The following is a 15,491-nucleotide window of genomic DNA, read 5'->3' on the forward strand; positions in this document are numbered from 1 at the left end:
TTGCCGTGGTCGGGGGCGGGGTGGTCGGCGGGGTCGTGGTGTACGTCAGCCCGTAGCCGTACGCGAAGAGCGGTGTCTTGCCGTCGCCGACGTTGACCGGCTCCTGCGAGGCGCTCTGCATCCACGACATCGGCAGCTTGCCGGTGGGTGCGTAGTCGCCGAAGAGCACGTCGGAGACGCCGTTGCCCTCGGTGCCCGGCAGCCAGGCCGCCACCAGGGCCTTCCAGTCGGGGAGTTGGGCCGCGATGTCCAGCGGGCGCCCCGACACCAGGACGGTGACCACCGGCACACCGCTGGCCTTGAGCTTGGCCAGGGTGCTCAGGTCGGTCTGGTCCAGGCCCATCGAGCCGGTGCGGTCGCCCTGGCCCTCGGCGTACGGGGTCTCGCCGATCACCGCGACCGCGGCGGCGTACGACCCGTCGATGCCGTCGCCGGTCTTGCTGTAGGTGACCTGCGAGGGGTTGCTCACCGCGGACCTGATGCCCTGGAGGATCGTGGTGCCGGGCGTGATCGCGCCGCTCGACCCCTGCCAGCTGATCGTCCAGCCGCCGCTCTGGTTGCCGATGTCGTCGGCGGACTTCCCGGCCACGAAGACCTTCGCCGACTTGGCCAGCGGCAGCACGCCGCCGTCGTTCTTGAGCAGCACCTGCGACTCGCGCACCGCCTGCCGCGCGACGGCCCGGTGCGCGGCGGAGCCGACCGTGGAGGTGTAGGAGCGGTCGGTCAACGGGTGCTCGAACAAGCCGAGTTCGAACTTCTTGGTGAGGATCCGCCGGTTGGCGTCGTCGATCCGCGCCGTGGTCACCGCGCCGCTGCTCACATCGCTCTTGAGGTCCGCGACGAAGGACTTGTAGTCGGTCGGCACCATCACCATGTCGATACCGGCGTTGACGGCGGTGGCCACCTCGGCGGCCGTGAAGCCGGTCTTCCCGTCGATCTGGTCGATGCCCGCCCAGTCCGACACCACGAACCCGGAGAAGCCGAGTTCGCCCTTGAGCAGGTCGGTGATCAGGTAGTGGTTGGAGTGGTCCTTCACGCCGTTCCAGCTGCTGTACGACACCATGACCGAGCCGACCCCGCGGTCCACCGCGGCCTTGAAGGGCGGCAGGTGGATCGCCCGCAGGTCGGCCTCCGACAGGGTGGTGTTGCCCTCGTTGACCCCGCCGTCCGTGCCGCCGTCGCCGATGTAGTGCTTGGCGGTGGCCAGGACGGACGCCGGGCCGCCCAGGGTCTCGCCCTGGAGCCCGGTGATCTCGGTGGTCATCTGCGACGGCAGGTCCGGCGTCTCGCCGAACGACTCGTAGGTGCGCCCCCACCGGTCGTTGCGCGCCACACACAGGCACGGCGCGAAGTCCCAGTCGATCCCGGTCCCCGACACCTCCTCGGCGGTGACCCGCCCGACCTGCTGCACCAGCGCCGGGTCGCGGGTCGCCCCGAGCCCGATGTCGTGCGGGAAGACGGTGGCGCCGTAGACGTTGTTGTCGCCGTGCACCGCGTCGATGCCGTAGATCATCGGGATGCCCAGCGGTGTGCCCAGCGCGGTCCGCTGGAAGCCGTCGTACATGTCGGCCCAGGCCCCGGCGTTGTTCGCGCTCGGCGCCGAGCCGCCGCCCGAGAGCACCGAGCCGATACGGTACGCCGCCAGGTCCCCGGGCGCGGCGGTCAGCGCGGTCCTGTCGACCTGCGTCATCTGCCCGACCTTCTCGTCGAGCGACATCCGCGCCAGCAGGTCGTCCACCCGCTGCGACACCGGCAACGACGGGTCCTGGTAGGGCAGTCCTGCCGCCCGCGGTGCGGCGGTCGTGGCGGCGGTGGCGTTCACCGCCGCGTTGGTGAGGGAGAGCATCGCGAGGACGGCGCCGACGGCGACACCCGCTCTGCGGAACGTACGTCTGGACATGGGGACTCCGAGTGGGGGGAGGCCGTGGGGGGCCAAGGAGTGGGAGCGCTCCCATAAGGCCAGCGCGGGCGGAGCCCTGTCAAGGGTGCCGACGTCGATCGAGCCCGCGCCGACGCCGGCGGGGCCCTACGGAGCCGTGCCGGTGACGAGCTTGGCCAGCAGCCGGGTCAGCTCCGCTCGCTCCTGGCCGGTGAGCGGGGCGAGCGTCCGGTCGAGAGTGCCGGGCACCTCCCGCTCGGCCTCGCCCAGCAGCGCGCGCCCGCCGTCGGTGATGTGCACCGCGTAGGCGCGCCGGTCCGCCGGATCGCGGTGCCGCTGGACGTGGCCGGCCTTCTCCAGGGCGTCGATGCAGCGCACCATCGTGCTGCGGTCGATCCGCAGTTCGTCGGACAGCGCCTGCTGCGAGGCCGGCCCCGCCGTGTCGAGCATCTGCAGGATCGTGTGCTGCGCCAGCGTGATGCCGTGGGTGGCCGCCGCGTCCTCGGCCGTGCGCACCGCGGACAGCGACGCCTTGCACAGGGCGACATCGTGCCGACGGCGACCCCGAAGACGGCGAAGGCGCGGGCCCCGACCGGCTGCCGCCCGCGTCCCGCGAGGCGTTCGTCCACGCGTCGCGGAACAGCTTCTACAGCGGCCTGCACCTGATCCTCGCTGTCGCGGCGGCCGTCGCGCTGGCCGGCGCGGTCGCCACGTACGTCCTCACCCGCCACGACGGCCGCGGCGGCGGGACCACCGTCGTCACCGGCGGATCGGCGGACAGTACGGAGGCGGTGCCCACCGCGGGCGTACCCCTGTAGAGCGGCACGCCTCACACCCCCCACCACCCCGCCCACCGGCGGCCAGCTGTTCAGCGACGACTTCGAGGACGGCAACGCCAACGGCTGGACCACCACCGGCGGCTCCTGGGCGGTCAGGTCGGCCGGCTCGCACGTCCTGACCCAGTCCGCCGTGCCCGGCGCCGCGGTCGCCCTGGCCGGCTCGTCCTGGTCGGGCCAGGCGGTCCAGGCCGCGGTCACGCCCACCCTCTTCAACGGCTCCGGCGAATACGTCGCCGTGCTGGCGAGGGTCCAGGACGCGTCGAACTACTACGCCCTCGTGCTGCGCGACGCGAACAAGGCCGAGATCCGGCGGGTGTCCGGCGGTACGAGCAAGGTGCTCGGCAGCGTCTCCTTCACCGTCGCCACCGGTGTCCCGTACACCCTGCGGCTGTCCGCCCAGGGCAGCGCCCTGACCGGCTACGTCAACGGCCACTCCGTCGTCGGCGCCACCGACAGCACCTTCGGCAGCGGACGGATCGGCCTCGGTACGTCGGACGCCTCGGCCGACTTCGACAACGTCATGGTGTCCGCCTCCTGACCCGGTGTCCCGGGGGGGGGGGGGGGGGGGGGGGGGGGGGGGGGGGGGGGGGGGGGGGGCGGGGGNCCCCCCCCCCCCCCCCCCCCCCCCCCCCCCCCCCCCCCCCCCCCCCCCCCCCCCCCCCCCCCAACCCCGTCCCAGCCGGTTCCGGCGGTCGCGGGCGTAGCCTGGTCCGGGTAGCGCGAGTCGCCCACGGGAGGATCGGTATGTTCAACCTCATCGACGAGTTGTTCGTGCCCTCGCGCAAGCACACCGAGGACGAGCGCAACCGCCTGGCGCTGACCCGTGAGGACGAGGGCAGCAACGACCCGGCGCGCGGTCCGATAGACCTCGCCTCCGGCACGGTCACCGTGCGCCCGCCCCGCAAGCCGACGGCCGGCGCCGACGACGCGGCCGACGACGCCGCCTGACCCGGCGGATCTGCCGGCCGGGTCAGCCGGCCGCCCTGCGGCGGTCCATGATCGCGGCCCGCAGCGGCTGGGCCGAGGCGCCCAGCGCCGCCAGGACGGAACGCATCATCTGGCTGTTCATGGCGATCAGGCCGAGCGCGAGATGCTCGACGCCGATCCGGTTGTCGTGCAGCGCCTGCGCCTCGCGGACGGTGTTGGCCAGGCCTTCCTTCGCCCGCGGGTTGAACCGGATGTGCCCGGCCGGCCGGGTAGCGGTCGCCTGACGGGCTCCGGCGGCAGCGGGGACCGGCGCGGCCGGCAGCGCGCGGGCGGCGCGGCGGCGGCGCCAGTGGCGGGTGCGGGCGAGCCGGGACGTACGGGACTCGCGGTGGACGGCTTTGTCGGCGCGGGTGAGGGCTTCCGGCCCGAAGGACTCCTCGACCCTGGCCCGTACGGTGTCGAGATCGATCCCGACGGAGGCCAGCGCGTCGCGGTTGAGGGCGCCGAACAGCCGGGACCCGGCGCCGAGCCCGACCTGGCGGATGATCTCCCGCTCGACGCGCTCCGGTGTGAGGCCGTGCTCGCGCAGCACGGCGGCGGCCGGCTGGTCGACCGAGACGACGGCGAGCAGCAGATGCTCGCAGCCCACGTAGGTGTGTCCGAGCCGGCGCGCGTGCGTCTGCGCGTGGACCACGGCGGCGCGGGCGTCGGGTGTGAAACGTTCGAGCATCATCGCCTCCCGATCAGTCGGCCGTATTTGCGGTGGACGGTCTGCTTGGTCACGCCGAGCCGCTCGGCGATGTCCTGCCAGGACCATCCGAGCCCGCGGGCGTTCTCGACCTGGATGATCTCCAGCCGTTCGGTGAGTTCTCGCAGGGCGGCGACAGCGCGGAGCCCGACATCGGGGTCGTTGCTGGCGGCACCCTCGGTGATTTCGAGTGTGCTCTCCATGGACGTCAGCATATGCTGACGCCGGGGATTGCGTCAACATATGCTGACGATGCGCGCCTCCGGGACGGCCCGGCGCTCAGACGGCGTCGAGCCAGATCACGACCCCGGTCACCTTGTTGAGCACCGCCGCGACGCCCGCCCTGACCGAGGCCGCGCAGCGCCCGGCGGTGAAGGAGGCCGGGTCGTACGCCGAGGACGCGCCGAGCCCCTCGCCGCGGAAGGACGCGCCGGTCCAGTCGACGGCCGTGACGTTCTCGGTGGGCTCGGCCAACTCCGCGCCCACGACGAGGAACTGCTGCGACAGGTGGTTCGGGGTGACCGTCGCCAGCGGGTCGATGAGGTCGTTGCCCGCGCTGACGATCAGGTCGGGGTTCATGTCCATGGCCCTGGTGACGCTGGGGACGAGATCCGCCGGGCCGTCCGCCACGACCGTCCGCAGGGTGATGTGCTCGTCCTCGGCCCAGCTCCTGACCGCCGCCACCAGTGCCGTGACGGGACCGCCGCTGCCCGCGGTGAGCAGGACCACGCGGTAGCCCTTCGAGGGGCGGACGCCGTCCCACGAGCCGGGCCGCGGGGTGATGGTCGCCTCGGGGGCGGGCGGCGCGGCGGTGTCGATGAACCCCGGGCCGAGGGTGCCGAGGGAGGTGGGCACGGAGTGCGGACGCGACCAGTCGTCGGCGGAACCGCATCCGGCGGTCAGCGCGGCGGCCGCGGCCAGCGCGGCGACGGCACGAAGCGGGGGGCGCAAGGCGATCGTCCTCCGGGTGGTGGTGGATGGTGCGGATCCCATCCTGTGGGCCCGTCCCCAGTCGTATACGCCCGCGGACGCCGTTCGGAAGCTTGTTTTTCCACGGTTCGCCAACGTGCCGTATCCCGTTCACCCCTGCCGTGCAGCGTGCGACTCCCGACTCAAGGAGCCCCATGTCACACCGGGTCCGCCGCGCCGCCATCGGCATCACCGCGGCGCTGATCGGATTTCTGAGCGCCGCGCCGCAGGCCGCCGCCCACGGATTCTCGTCCACCGCGTACGTCCATGTCGCCGAGGGCGATGGCGGCCTGGTACGGACCGCGCTGAAGCTCGAATACGACCTGCTGGTCGTCTCCGCCGCCGACGCCGAGCACGACGACGGCCTCTTCACGGCGGGCACCGCCGCCTTCGACGCCGGCGACACCAAGGCGCAGGGCGCGGCGCTCAACGCCCACGCCGCGTCGGCCACGTCGTACGTCACCGCGCGCTTCGCGGTCACCGCGGACGGCGAGGTGTGCACGCCGCGGCGGGCCGGCGACTTCGCCATGGACCGGCAGGATGGCGTACCGTACGCCGTCCTGCCGCTGGACTGGACCTGCCCGGAGATCGGCGGCGGCCACGCGATACGCAGCGGGCTGTTCCCCGACGCCGAGACCTACGTCAGCGGCACCAAGACGATCGTGACCTACGACCTCGACGGCCGCTCGGGCAGCGCCGCGCTGGACGCGGCGCATCCGTCCTTCTCGGTCGACCAGCCCTGGTACGCCTGGTTCTGGGAGTTCTTCCGGCTCGGCGCCGAGCACCTGCTGACCGGGACCGACCACATCCTGTTCCTGCTGGCGCTGATCGCCGGTTCGCGCCGGCTGCGCGAGATCGTGCTCGCCGCCACGAGTTTCACCCTGGCGCACTCGGTGACGTTCATGCTCGCCGCCCTCGGGGCGGTCGATGTGCCCTCGCGGCTGGTGGAGCCCGTCATCGCGCTGTCCATCGCGGTGGTCGCCGGCTGGTACCTGTGGCGGATCAGGCGGCGCGGCGGGCACGCCGCCGACCTCGACACGGCGGGACGCGGCCATTTCAGCCTGGACTCGGCCGGCTGGATCCGGCTCGGGGTGGTCTTCTGCTTCGGCCTCGTGCACGGCCTGGGCTTCGCGGGCGCGCTGGGGATCGACCAGGCGTGGTCCTGGACGCTGCTGGGGTCCCTGCTGGTGTTCAACGTCGGCATCGAGGTCGTCCAGCTGTCGATCATCGCCGCTGTCTTCCCACTGCTCACCCTGCTGCGCCGCCGGTCGCCGACGGCCGGCCTGTGGGTGACCGGCGCGGTCTCCGCAGGTGTGGCCGCTATGGGGCTGGTGTGGTTCCTGCAACGGGTGTTCGGGATCTGAGACCCGTTCCACTTCGAAGTTCAACCCCGGCGAAGGCTGTATTTGCGATGTGTTTACCAAGCGATGGGAACTTGATGACCGCAGCACCATGTCGTTCCATCCATAAAAGGAACAAGATCAGATGAGATCGATCAGATCGACGCAGGCCCCCGGGTCTGTGCGGCGGCACGTGGCCATCGGGGCCACGGCGGCAACCATGGGCCTGGTCATGGCCTTCGGCGCCGGGCTGGCGTCCCCCGCGCAGGCCGCGGCGCCCGCCAGCCTGACCGGCATCGTCCTCGGTGTCGGCGCCAACGAGACCCAGCGCACGGTGACGTGGTACTCCTCGGAGGACACCGTGCAGGAGCTGCAGGTCGTCCCGACCTCAGCGCTGGTCAACGGCGAATTCCCGGCGGGCGCGGCCTCCTTCGCCGCCACCGGTGCGGCGAACACCACCACCGCCGGCGGCTTCAACCGCCACGCGACCATCACCGGCCTGAAGGAGCGCACGGCGTACTCCTACCGCGCCGGCTCCGGGGGCAACTGGTCGCCGACGTACGCCTTCAAGACGCAGGACTTCGAGGGCGACCTCGACTTCCTCTTCTACGGCGACCCCCAGATCGGCTCGTCCGGCGACCTGGCGAAGGACCAGGCCGGCTGGCAGGACACCCTGGACGTCTCCCTCGCGGCCAACCCGGACGCCGAACTGCTGGTGTCGGGCGGCGACCAGGTCGAGAGCGCCAACACCGAGACCCAGTGGAACGCCTTCCTCGCGCCCGCCAAGCTGCGCCAGTACCCGTGGGCCGCGACCATCGGCAACCACGACGTCGGCGGCAAGGCGTACGAGCAGCACTTCTCCACTCCGAACACCGACCGCTCGGCCTCGCTGTACTCCAACGGCAAGCCGACGTCCGACACGTCCGGCGGTGACTACTGGTACATCTACAAGGACGTGCTGTTCATCGACCTGAACAGCAACAGCTACGCCACCTCCCAGGGCGGCGGCGGCGACGCGGCGCACATCGGCTACGTCACCGACGTCATCAACCAGCACGGCTCCGAGGCCAAGTGGAAGGTGCTGGTCTACCACCACTCGATCTACTCGGCGGCCGACCACGCCAAGGACAGCGACAACAAGGTCCGCCGGGTCGACTTCCCGACGACCTTCTCCAAGCTCGGCGTCGACGTGGTGCTCCAGGGCCACGACCACAGCTACACCCGCAGCTACGAGATCAAGAACGGCGAGAAGGCGAACCCGGCCGAGAAGCCTGGCGACGCCGACGTCTACCCGGGTCCCGGCGGCGTGCTCTACGTGACCGCCAACTCCGCCTCGGGCTCGAAGTACTACGACATCACGGCTCCCGACAACAGCGCCACGAGCGGCGCCGGCAACGGCGCGGACCCGCTGAAGCCGGAGGACTACTGGTACAACTCGGTCGAGAACCAGGAGCACGTCCGCACCTACGTCAAGGTCCAGGTGCGCGACGACAAGCTCGTGGTGGAGAACGTCCGCAGCGGCACCTGCGCGGCCCCGAACGCGGCCGTGGAGCGCGGCAGCTGGTGCAACAACACCCCGGCGAACCAGCCGGTCGGCTCGCTCGTCGACAAGGTCACCGTGCACCCCTACCACGGCACGGGCCAGGACCTGCGGGTCAACGTGCCGAACGCCGCACCGGGTGAGTTCGGCTGGACGATCGACGGCTACAACGGCCTGGTGGACCTCGGCACCGCCCAGGACCACGACGGCGACTACTTCGGTGCGACCGGCACGATCAACCCGATCGTCGTCTCCGACAGCCGCCGCTCGCTCGCACCCTGGTCGATCTCGGCCAGCGTGAGCGACTTCGACGACGCCGGCAAGAAGTTCTCCGGCGCCGCCCTCGGCTGGACGCCGAAGGTGGTCACGGCCGGCGCCGGCGCCAAGGCCGCGGGGGCCGTCGCCTCCGGCTACGACGACCGCGGCCAGGGCCTGTCCGTCTCGCGCGGACTCGGCTGGGCCGACCAGGGCCACCCCAAGGGCACGGCCAGGCTCGGTGCCGACCTGGATCTGAAGATCCCCGGCAACGTGGCGAAGGGCAGCTACACCGCGACTCTCACGATCACCGCGCTGAGCAGCTGACCCCTGTTCCACCCCGGCGGGGGGGGGGGGGGGGGGGGGGGCCCCCGCCGCCGCCCCCCCCGCCCCCCACCCCGAGGAGCAGCAGCGACCACCGCCGCGGCGGGGGGGGCCGCCCCCCCCCCCCCCCCCCCCCCCCCGGGTCCCCGCCCGCCGACACCCCTTCTTGACACCGCACTCACCCCGACCGCCCGAGGAAACCCGCCATGCATGCGCCCATGACCCGCCGGACGACCGCCGTCGCCACCCTCGTCCGTACCGCCGTCCTGGCGCTGCTCGCCGCCTTCGCGGTCGCCGTCCCCGCCGCCGGGCACGCCCGGGCCGGGGACGGCGACGCGGCCTGGACGGTCAGGACCGCCTCCAACAGCTACGGCGACGCCCGCTCCAGCTACAGCTACTCCGTCAACCCCGGCGGACGCGTCGAGGACGCCATGGCCGTCGCCAACCGCGGCACGACGCCGCTCGAACTCGCCGTCTACGCCGCCGACGGCTTCACAACGGACAAGGGCCGGCTCGACCTGCTCACCAAGGACAAGAAGTCCACCGCGGTCGGCGTCTGGGTGCACGCCGACCGGAACAGCGTCGTGATCAAGCCGGGCCAGACCGTCCAGATCCCCTTCGAGGTCGCGGTTCCCGGCAACGCCACGCCCGGCGACTACGTGGGCGGCCTCCTCACCTCGCTCACGCAGTCCGAGGACGCCGAGGGCATCAGCGTGGACCGCCGCCTCGGCATCCGCGTCACGCTGCGGGTCGGCGGCGCGCTCAAGCCGGGCCTGGCGATCGAGGGCCTGCACGCGGACTACAGCGGCTCGCTCAACCCGTTCGGCACCGGCGACGCCACCGTCAGCTACACGATCCACAACACCGGCAACGTCATGCTGTCGGCCAAGCAGGCCGTGTCGGTCTCCGGCCCGTTCGGATGGCTGCGCGCCGGAGCCGGCGACATCGCCGCGCCGCCGCAGCTGCTCCCGGGCGAGCGCTGGAAGGTGAAGGTACCCGTGCACGGTGTGACGCCCGGCGTCAGCCTGACCGCCACCGCGACCCTCACGCCGCTGCTCACGGACGCGTCGGGCTCCACCGCCGCGCTCAAGCCGGTCCGCGCCACGGCCCGCGGCCTGGCCGTCGCCTGGACGCTGCTGCTGCTGGTCGTCGTCCTTACCGCGGCTGTCGCCGCAGGTGTCGTCCTCGCCCGCCGCAACCGCGCCAGGCGCAAGCTGCGCGAGGACGCCCGCGTTAGGGAGGCCGTCGAGCAGACGCTCCGCGGGCAGGCGGCGCCGCAGAGCTGACGCGGGCCGCCCGACCGCGGTCACGCACCTCAGGGCGAGGTGATGAGCGCTTCCTCGACCTCACGGAGGAAGTCGTCCAGATCCTCGGGCGTACGGGAGGTGACCAGCGTCCAGCCGTTGGTGTCGTCGCTGACCACGGACCGGTCCACCCAGGTGCCGCCGGCGTTGCTGATGTCGGTGCGCAGCGAGGCGTAGGAGGTCAGCGTCTTGCCCTGCACGACGCCGGCCTCGATCAGCGCCCAGGGGGCATGGCAGATCGCCGCCACCGGGCGCCGCGAAGCGGCGAAGGCCCGGATGGTCTCGACGGCCTTGCCCTCCTGCCGCAGATGGTCGGCGTTCAGCGCGCCGCCCGGCACCAGGAGCAGGTCGTAGCCGTCCGGGTCCGCCTCGTCCAGCGTGAGCGTGGGGGAGACCTTCCTGCCGGGCTCCTTGTCGCCCACCAGCGTCTGGACGGGCTCGGCGGAGACCGCCGCCACATCGACCTGGGCGCCGTTCCCGCGCAGGTGCTCCACCGGTACGACCAGTTCGTCCTGCTCGACCCCGTAGTTCGTCACCAGCGCGAGGATCCTGCGCCCCTGGAGATCGTCCTTGCCCATGACCTGCTCCTTTCCTTGAAACTGCGGTGAATGCCGGCTACCGCCCGTCGTCGGACGACCTGGCCGTGTGGTGGGTCTCGCTCTCGTCCGGCGCGTGCCACGACCCGGCGCCCGCCTGTGGCTCCTGCGGCGGCACCGGCCTGCGCGAAGCGCGGCGCGAGCCCCACCAGAAGGCCACGAGGATCAGGGCCACGACGAGGACGCCGAATCCGGCGGCCCAGCCGGCGGTGGCCCCGCCCGCGAGGTATGCGGGGTGCGAGAGTGCTGTGTCCATCGTCCGCCTCCTAAAAAGGCCGTGCATGCGCTGGGGGTGCGTCCACCTGGATCGGAGGCCGTTGAGCAGGCGCGTACCCGTCCCGCCCGGCACCTAACGGATCCGGCCGGCCGGTGCGCGGCCCACGCGCTTGGCGCCCGCGGCGCGGCGGTCCGCTTCGCCCGCCCGTACCGGGGAAGGCGGAGGTTATGTCCACCAACGTCCTGGAACAGGAAGTCACTTTCGAAGGCAGCGGTGTGTTCGACCCGGCGGGCCTGGCCCGGCTGCCCGAGGTCGCGCGGGTACGGGAGGTGGCGCCCGAGGATCTGGACGCGCTGTACTACGACACCGCGGACCTGAGCCTGCTGGCCCACGGCTGCACGCTGCGGCGGCGCTCCGGCGGCCACGACGCGGGCTGGCACCTCAAGCTGCCCGCCGAGGGCAGCGGGCGCCGCGAATTCCACGCCCCGCTGCGGGCCGGAAAGCGCGGGAAGGTGCCGGGCGAGCTGAGCAGAAGGATCAAGGCGTACGCCAGGGGCCGCGACCTGCTGCCCGTCGCCCGTCTGCGCACCCGCAGGCGCCGCCACCTGCTGCTGGACAAGCGGGACCGGCCGCTGGCCGAGATCGCCCAGGACCAGGTGGACGCGCAGCTCCTCGGCGTCGAACGGCTCGGGGCGGCCCCCGGGACCGATGCCGCGGCCAAGGGCACGTCCACCCGGCTGCTGCGCTGGTCGGAGATCGAGATCGAGCTGGAGCGCGGCGACCCCGGGCTGCTGCGGGCCGCGACCCGCTGGATGACGGACGCGGGGCACCACCTGGCGCGCCCGGCGAGCAAGCTCGACCACGCGCTGACCGCGGGACTCGGCTCCGCCGCCATGCCGGGACGCCCGGCCGCTCTGCCGCGCGCGGGCACGGCGGGCGAGGCCGTCATGCGGCGGCTGGGCGAGCAGGTCGACCTGCTGCTCTCCCTCGACGGGGCGGTACGGGCCGACGAGCCGGACGCCGTCCACCGCATGCGTTCCACCAGCCGCCGGCTGCGCAATCTGCTGCGCGGCAACGGCCGGGTCCTGGACCGTGAGCGCACCGACCCGGTGGCCGCCGAGCTGCGGCGGCTCACGCGGGTGCTCGGCGGCTCGCGGGACCACGAAGTGCTGGCCGGCCGCCTCGCGGCCCAGGCCCGCACGCTCGATCCGCCCGCGCGGGCCGGCCTCGCCGCCCGGGTGCGGGACCAGGAGAAGGCGCTGCACCGCCAGGCGCACCGGCGGGCCGTGACCGCGCTCGACCGGGCCCGCCACCGTGCACTGCTCGACGCGCTGGACGCGCTGCGGACCGACCCGCCGCTCCGCGCGGCCACGGCCGATCTGCCCGCTGTCCGGCAGCTGGGCAGGGCGGCGGCGCGCGACCAGAAGCGGACCGCCGCCCGGATGAAGCGCGCCATGAAGGCCGCGCCCGGCCGGAAGCGGGACGAGGCGCTGCACAGCGCGCGCAAGGCGGTCAGGCGCGCCCGCCACACGGCCGAGACCGCGCTGCCGTACGGCGGCCGGACGGCGGAGCGGCTGCGCAAGCGCACCAAGGCCGTGCAGCAGGTGCTCGGCGACCACCAGGACGCGGTCATGGCACGGGCCGCGCTGCCGAAGCTTGCCGCTGTGGCGGCGGCCGACGGCGTCGACACCTTCGACTACGGCCGCCTGTACGCCCTCCAGGACACCGCCGCCGCCACCGCGCTGCGCGACCTCCCCGCGGCCTGGCGCAAGTCCCGCGCGCCCAAGCTGACCGCCTTCGGCTGAGCACGCGGGCGGCCGGGGCGTCCGTGCCCCGGCCGGGTGCATGGGCGGCCCGGATGGGGACAGCCGGAGGTCATGGCGCCCCACGACACGAACAGCAACGTCGACGACCCGCAGCCGCCGGGCGCCGATACCCCCGGCCCCGACGCACAGGTGGAGCGGGACCAACCGGACGGGCCGGCCGAGCTGCCGGCCCGCTCGTGGCGCAAGGTGCTGCGCGGCACCCTGGCGGAATTCCAGCGCGACGAGCTGAACGACCGCGCCGCCGCGCTGACGTACTACAGCGTCCTGTCGCTCTTCCCCGCGCTGCTGGTGATGGTCTCGGCGCTGGGCGCCGCGGGGCCGTCCGCCACCGACAAGGTGCTCTCCAACGTCCAGAACCTCACCCCGGGGCCCGCCAGGGACACCATCAGCGAGGCGGTGCGCCAGCTCCAGGGCAACGCGGGCACCGGCTCGCTCATCGCCGTGTTCGGCCTGCTGGCGGCGGTGTGGTCGGCGTCCGGATACGTCGGGGCGTTCATCCGTACCGCGAACGTCGTCTACGACGTGCCGGAGGGGCGCCCGGTGTGGAAAATCCTGCCCGTGCGGCTGGCCGTGACCGTGGTCCTCATGGCGCTGGCCGTCGCCAGCACCGTCATCGCCGTCTTCACCGGCCCCCTCGCACACCAGGCGGGCACCTGGCTGGGCGTCGGGGACAGCGCCCTGACCGCGTGGTCGATCCTGAAATGGCCGGTGCTCGTCGTGCTGGTCACCGTCATGATCGCACTGCTGTACTGGGCCGCGCCCAATGCCAAGGGCGGCGGCTTCCGCTGGATCACCCCGGGCAGTTTCCTCGCCCTGCTGATCTGGATGGCCGCCTCGGCGGGATTCGCGTTCTACGTGGCGTACTTCAGCTCGTACAACAAGACGTACGGGACGCTGGCCGGGGTGATCGTGTTCCTGGTGTGGCTGTGGATCACCAATCTGGCCGTCGTGCTCGGCCTGGAGTTCGACGCGGAGCTGGCCCGCCAGCGTGCGGTCGCCGGCGGCTTCCCGGCCGGCAAGGAGCCGTACGTCGAACCGCGGGACACCCGCGCGTGGAGCGACGAGGACAAGCGCCGGCTGGCGGGCTGAGCCGCCGGCTCCCGGGTGCCGGTGCCCCGGGCCAGGCCGTTTGACGGCTGTGGACCGGGGCAGCCGAACAGTGACCGTGATGCGGCCGCGGCCGCGAGGCGTGCACGGCACGCCCGCCGCCGACCGCGGCCACCCGGTGCGACCGATGAGCGAGGTGAGGACCCATGCGTGCGACCGTCTGGCACGGCAAGCGGGACGTCCGGGTCGAGAACGTCCCCGATCCGGTCATCCAGGAGGACACGGACGCCGTCATCCGGGTCACCTCGTCCGGCCTGTGCGGGTCCGACCTGCACCTCTACGAGGTCCTGACCCCGTTCATGACCCCCGGCGACATCCTCGGGCACGAGCCCATGGGCATCGTGGAGGAGGTCGGCCCCGCGGTGACGGGCATCGAACCCGGCGACCGGGTCGTGGTGCCGTTCCAGATCGCCTGCGGCACCTGCTGGATGTGCCGCAAGGGCCTGCCCACCCAGTGCGAGACCACCCAGGTCACGGAGCACGGCATGGGCGCCCAGCTCTTCGGCTACACCAAGCTGTACGGCGCGGTGCCCGGCGCGCAGGCGGAGTACCTGCGGGTGCCGCAGGCCCAGTACGGGCCCATCAAGGTCCCCCAGGGTCCGCCCGACGACCGCTTCGTCCTGCTCTCCGACGTCCTGCCCACCGCCTGGCAGGCCGTGCAGTACGCCGAGGTGCCCAAGGGCGGCACCCTGGTGGTGCTCGGCCTGGGACCGATCGGCGCGATGGCCTGCCGGGTCGCCCGCCATCTGGGCGTCGAGGTCGTCATCGGCGTCGACCTCGTGCCCGAGCGGCTGGAGCGGGCCACGCACGACGGCACCGTGGCGCTGGACCTGAGCGCCTTCGACTCGCCCGACGACCTGGTCGCCGCGGTCAGGGACCTCACCGGCGGCCGGGGCGCGGACAGCGTCATCGACGCGGTCGGCACCGAGGCCCACGGCAGCCCCGTCGCCAAATTCGCGCAGGCGGCCACCGGCCTCCTGCCCCGCTCGTGGGCGGAGCGGCTCAACGAGACCGCCGGGATCGACCGGCTGAGCGCCTTCGAGACGGCCGTCTCCCTGGTCCGCAGGGGCGGCACCGTCTCGGTCAGCGGGGTGTACGGCGGCGCAGCCGACCCGCTGCCGATGATGACGATGTTCGACAAGCAGATCCAGCTGAGGATGGGCCAGGCCAACGTACGCCGCTGGAGTGACGACATCCTCCCGCTGCTCACCGACGACGACCCGCTGGGCGTGGACACCTTCGCCACCCACCACCTGCCGCTGGACCGGGCGCCCGACGCGTACGCGATGTTCCAGAAGAAGGAGGACGGCGCCATCAAGGTGCTGTTCCAGCCCTGAGCCGCCCCTCATCCGCGGTGCGGCCCGACCGATGATCCGGAGAGAGGACATCCCATGTTCAAGGCAGTCGCAGACGTTCTCCGCTCGATCGGCGGCGCGATAGCCACCGTCGTGAGCCTGCCCTTCCGCGCGGTCGCCCGGCTCTTCGGCGGCGCCTCCGACAGCGCCCACGGGCGCCACTGACCACCCGCCCGCGCACCCCGGCACCGGGATGCGCGCGGCGGCGCCCGGCACAAAGGTTGCCGTAGGCGCGCCCCGCGCCGTCACGGCCCGAACCAGCGCG

16 protein-coding genes are annotated in these 15,491 nt (G+C 72.9%); 9 read left to right on the forward strand and 7 right to left on the reverse strand.

The features are described 5' to 3' along the window. Both V7E46_RS04205 and V7E46_RS04210 read right to left on the reverse strand, forming a co-directional pair. Nucleotides 1-1,900, reverse strand: a 1,900-nt coding sequence (locus tag V7E46_RS04205; protein WP_333767133.1) for a glycoside hydrolase family 3 protein, incomplete at its 3' end; no start/stop codon positions are given. A gap of 126 nt (nt 1,901-2,026) precedes the next feature. Beyond that, entirely contained in the window at nt 2,027-2,395 is a 369-nt protein-coding gene (locus tag V7E46_RS04210) for a MarR family winged helix-turn-helix transcriptional regulator (RefSeq protein WP_333767134.1), read from the reverse strand. A 453-nt stretch (nt 2,396-2,848) separates the two neighbouring features. Here V7E46_RS04210 and V7E46_RS04215 point away from each other — a divergent pair, with 453 nt between their 5' ends. Next, nucleotides 2,849-3,256, forward strand: a complete 408-nt coding sequence (locus V7E46_RS04215) for a hypothetical protein (protein ID WP_333767135.1) — start codon at nt 2,849-2,851, stop codon at nt 3,254-3,256. 206 nt (nt 3,257-3,462) lie between these two features. Further along, entirely contained in the window at nt 3,463-3,666 is a 204-nt protein-coding gene (locus V7E46_RS04220) for a DUF6191 domain-containing protein (RefSeq protein WP_329174456.1), read from the forward strand. 22 nt (nt 3,667-3,688) lie between these two features. Here V7E46_RS04220 and V7E46_RS04225 read toward each other — a convergent pair whose 3' ends face one another. From V7E46_RS04225 to V7E46_RS04235, 3 genes are all read right to left on the reverse strand, one after another. Then, nucleotides 3,689-4,378, reverse strand: a complete 690-nt coding sequence (locus V7E46_RS04225) for a Clp protease N-terminal domain-containing protein (protein WP_333767136.1) — start codon at nt 4,376-4,378, stop codon at nt 3,689-3,691. Then, complete coding sequence (locus V7E46_RS04230; RefSeq protein ID WP_329174452.1) at nt 4,375-4,596, reverse strand: helix-turn-helix domain-containing protein; 222 nt, start codon at nt 4,594-4,596, stop codon at nt 4,375-4,377. Before V7E46_RS04230 ends, V7E46_RS04225 begins: the two co-directional genes overlap by 4 nt. Nucleotides 4,597-4,672: 76 nt before the next feature. Beyond that, complete coding sequence (locus tag V7E46_RS04235) at nt 4,673-5,344, reverse strand: hypothetical protein (RefSeq protein WP_333767137.1); 672 nt, start codon at nt 5,342-5,344, stop codon at nt 4,673-4,675. Nucleotides 5,345-5,517: 173 nt separating this feature from the next. Between V7E46_RS04235 and V7E46_RS04240 the strand changes: the two genes are divergently transcribed. From V7E46_RS04240 to V7E46_RS04250, 3 genes are all read left to right on the forward strand, one after another. Then, nucleotides 5,518-6,726 carry a HupE/UreJ family protein gene (locus V7E46_RS04240; RefSeq protein WP_333767138.1) on the forward strand — a complete coding sequence of 403 codons (1,209 nt, stop codon included), beginning with the start codon at nt 5,518-5,520 and terminating at the stop codon, nt 6,724-6,726. Between the two features lie 121 nt (nt 6,727-6,847). Beyond that, on the forward strand, nt 6,848-8,824 hold the full coding sequence (locus V7E46_RS04245; protein WP_333767139.1) for a metallophosphoesterase family protein: 1,977 nt from the start codon (nt 6,848-6,850) through the stop codon (nt 8,822-8,824). A gap of 215 nt (nt 8,825-9,039) precedes the next feature. Continuing rightward, nucleotides 9,040-10,107, forward strand: a complete 1,068-nt coding sequence (locus V7E46_RS04250; RefSeq protein ID WP_333767140.1) for a WxL protein peptidoglycan domain-containing protein — start codon at nt 9,040-9,042, stop codon at nt 10,105-10,107. A 29-nt stretch (nt 10,108-10,136) separates the two neighbouring features. On the opposite strand, the gene V7E46_RS04255 is transcribed toward V7E46_RS04250, so the two are convergent. Together V7E46_RS04255 and V7E46_RS04260 are read right to left on the reverse strand one after the other, a co-directional pair. Further along, the gene (locus V7E46_RS04255) at nt 10,137-10,703 is read right to left on the reverse strand and encodes a type 1 glutamine amidotransferase domain-containing protein (protein ID WP_333767141.1); all 567 of its coding nucleotides are present in this window, start codon (nt 10,701-10,703) and stop codon (nt 10,137-10,139) included. A 37-nt stretch (nt 10,704-10,740) separates the two neighbouring features. Beyond that, entirely contained in the window at nt 10,741-10,977 is a 237-nt protein-coding gene (locus V7E46_RS04260; RefSeq protein ID WP_329174445.1) for a DUF6479 family protein, read from the reverse strand. Nucleotides 10,978-11,165: 188 nt separating this feature from the next. Here V7E46_RS04260 and V7E46_RS04265 point away from each other — a divergent pair, with 188 nt between their 5' ends. The 4 genes from V7E46_RS04265 (at nt 11,166) to V7E46_RS04280 (ending at nt 15,391) form a co-directional block, all read left to right on the forward strand. Beyond that, on the forward strand, nt 11,166-12,743 hold the full coding sequence (locus tag V7E46_RS04265; RefSeq protein ID WP_333767142.1) for a CYTH and CHAD domain-containing protein: 1,578 nt from the start codon (nt 11,166-11,168) through the stop codon (nt 12,741-12,743). A 72-nt stretch (nt 12,744-12,815) separates the two neighbouring features. Then, nucleotides 12,816-13,853 carry a YihY/virulence factor BrkB family protein gene (locus V7E46_RS04270; RefSeq protein WP_333767143.1) on the forward strand — a complete coding sequence of 346 codons (1,038 nt, stop codon included), beginning with the start codon at nt 12,816-12,818 and terminating at the stop codon, nt 13,851-13,853. 164 nt (nt 13,854-14,017) lie between these two features. Further along, the gene (locus V7E46_RS04275; protein WP_333767144.1) at nt 14,018-15,208 is read left to right on the forward strand and encodes a zinc-dependent alcohol dehydrogenase; all 1,191 of its coding nucleotides are present in this window, start codon (nt 14,018-14,020) and stop codon (nt 15,206-15,208) included. A 54-nt stretch (nt 15,209-15,262) separates the two neighbouring features. After that, on the forward strand, nt 15,263-15,391 hold the full coding sequence (locus V7E46_RS04280) for an LPFR motif small protein (RefSeq protein WP_333767145.1): 129 nt from the start codon (nt 15,263-15,265) through the stop codon (nt 15,389-15,391). Nucleotides 15,392-15,491 lie beyond the last annotated feature (100 nt).

Source organism: Streptomyces sp. IBSBF 2435, from assembly GCF_036815005.1.
Classification (GTDB): Bacteria; Actinomycetota; Actinomycetes; order Streptomycetales; family Streptomycetaceae; genus Actinacidiphila.

Excerpts from the sequence above, each read along its gene's own strand:
- V7E46_RS04260 (WP_329174445.1), bottom strand. The coding sequence starts at position 10,977 with ATGGACACAGCACTCTCGCACCCCGCATACCTCGCGGGCGGGGCCACC.
- V7E46_RS04270 (WP_333767143.1), top strand. The coding sequence starts at position 12,816 with ATGGCGCCCCACGACACGAACAGCAACGTCGACGACCCGCAGCCGCCG.
- V7E46_RS04230 (WP_329174452.1), bottom strand. The coding sequence starts at position 4,596 with ATGGAGAGCACACTCGAAATCACCGAGGGTGCCGCCAGCAACGACCCC.
- V7E46_RS04255 (WP_333767141.1), bottom strand. The coding sequence starts at position 10,703 with ATGGGCAAGGACGATCTCCAGGGGCGCAGGATCCTCGCGCTGGTGACG.
- V7E46_RS04225 (WP_333767136.1), bottom strand. The coding sequence starts at position 4,378 with ATGATGCTCGAACGTTTCACACCCGACGCCCGCGCCGCCGTGGTCCAC.
- V7E46_RS04220 (WP_329174456.1), top strand. The coding sequence starts at position 3,463 with ATGTTCAACCTCATCGACGAGTTGTTCGTGCCCTCGCGCAAGCACACC.
- V7E46_RS04280 (WP_333767145.1), top strand. The coding sequence starts at position 15,263 with ATGTTCAAGGCAGTCGCAGACGTTCTCCGCTCGATCGGCGGCGCGATA.
- V7E46_RS04245 (WP_333767139.1), top strand. The coding sequence starts at position 6,848 with ATGAGATCGATCAGATCGACGCAGGCCCCCGGGTCTGTGCGGCGGCAC.
- V7E46_RS04250 (WP_333767140.1), top strand. The coding sequence starts at position 9,040 with ATGACCCGCCGGACGACCGCCGTCGCCACCCTCGTCCGTACCGCCGTC.
- V7E46_RS04275 (WP_333767144.1), top strand. The coding sequence starts at position 14,018 with ATGCGTGCGACCGTCTGGCACGGCAAGCGGGACGTCCGGGTCGAGAAC.
- V7E46_RS04265 (WP_333767142.1), top strand. The coding sequence starts at position 11,166 with ATGTCCACCAACGTCCTGGAACAGGAAGTCACTTTCGAAGGCAGCGGT.
- V7E46_RS04240 (WP_333767138.1), top strand. The coding sequence starts at position 5,518 with ATGTCACACCGGGTCCGCCGCGCCGCCATCGGCATCACCGCGGCGCTG.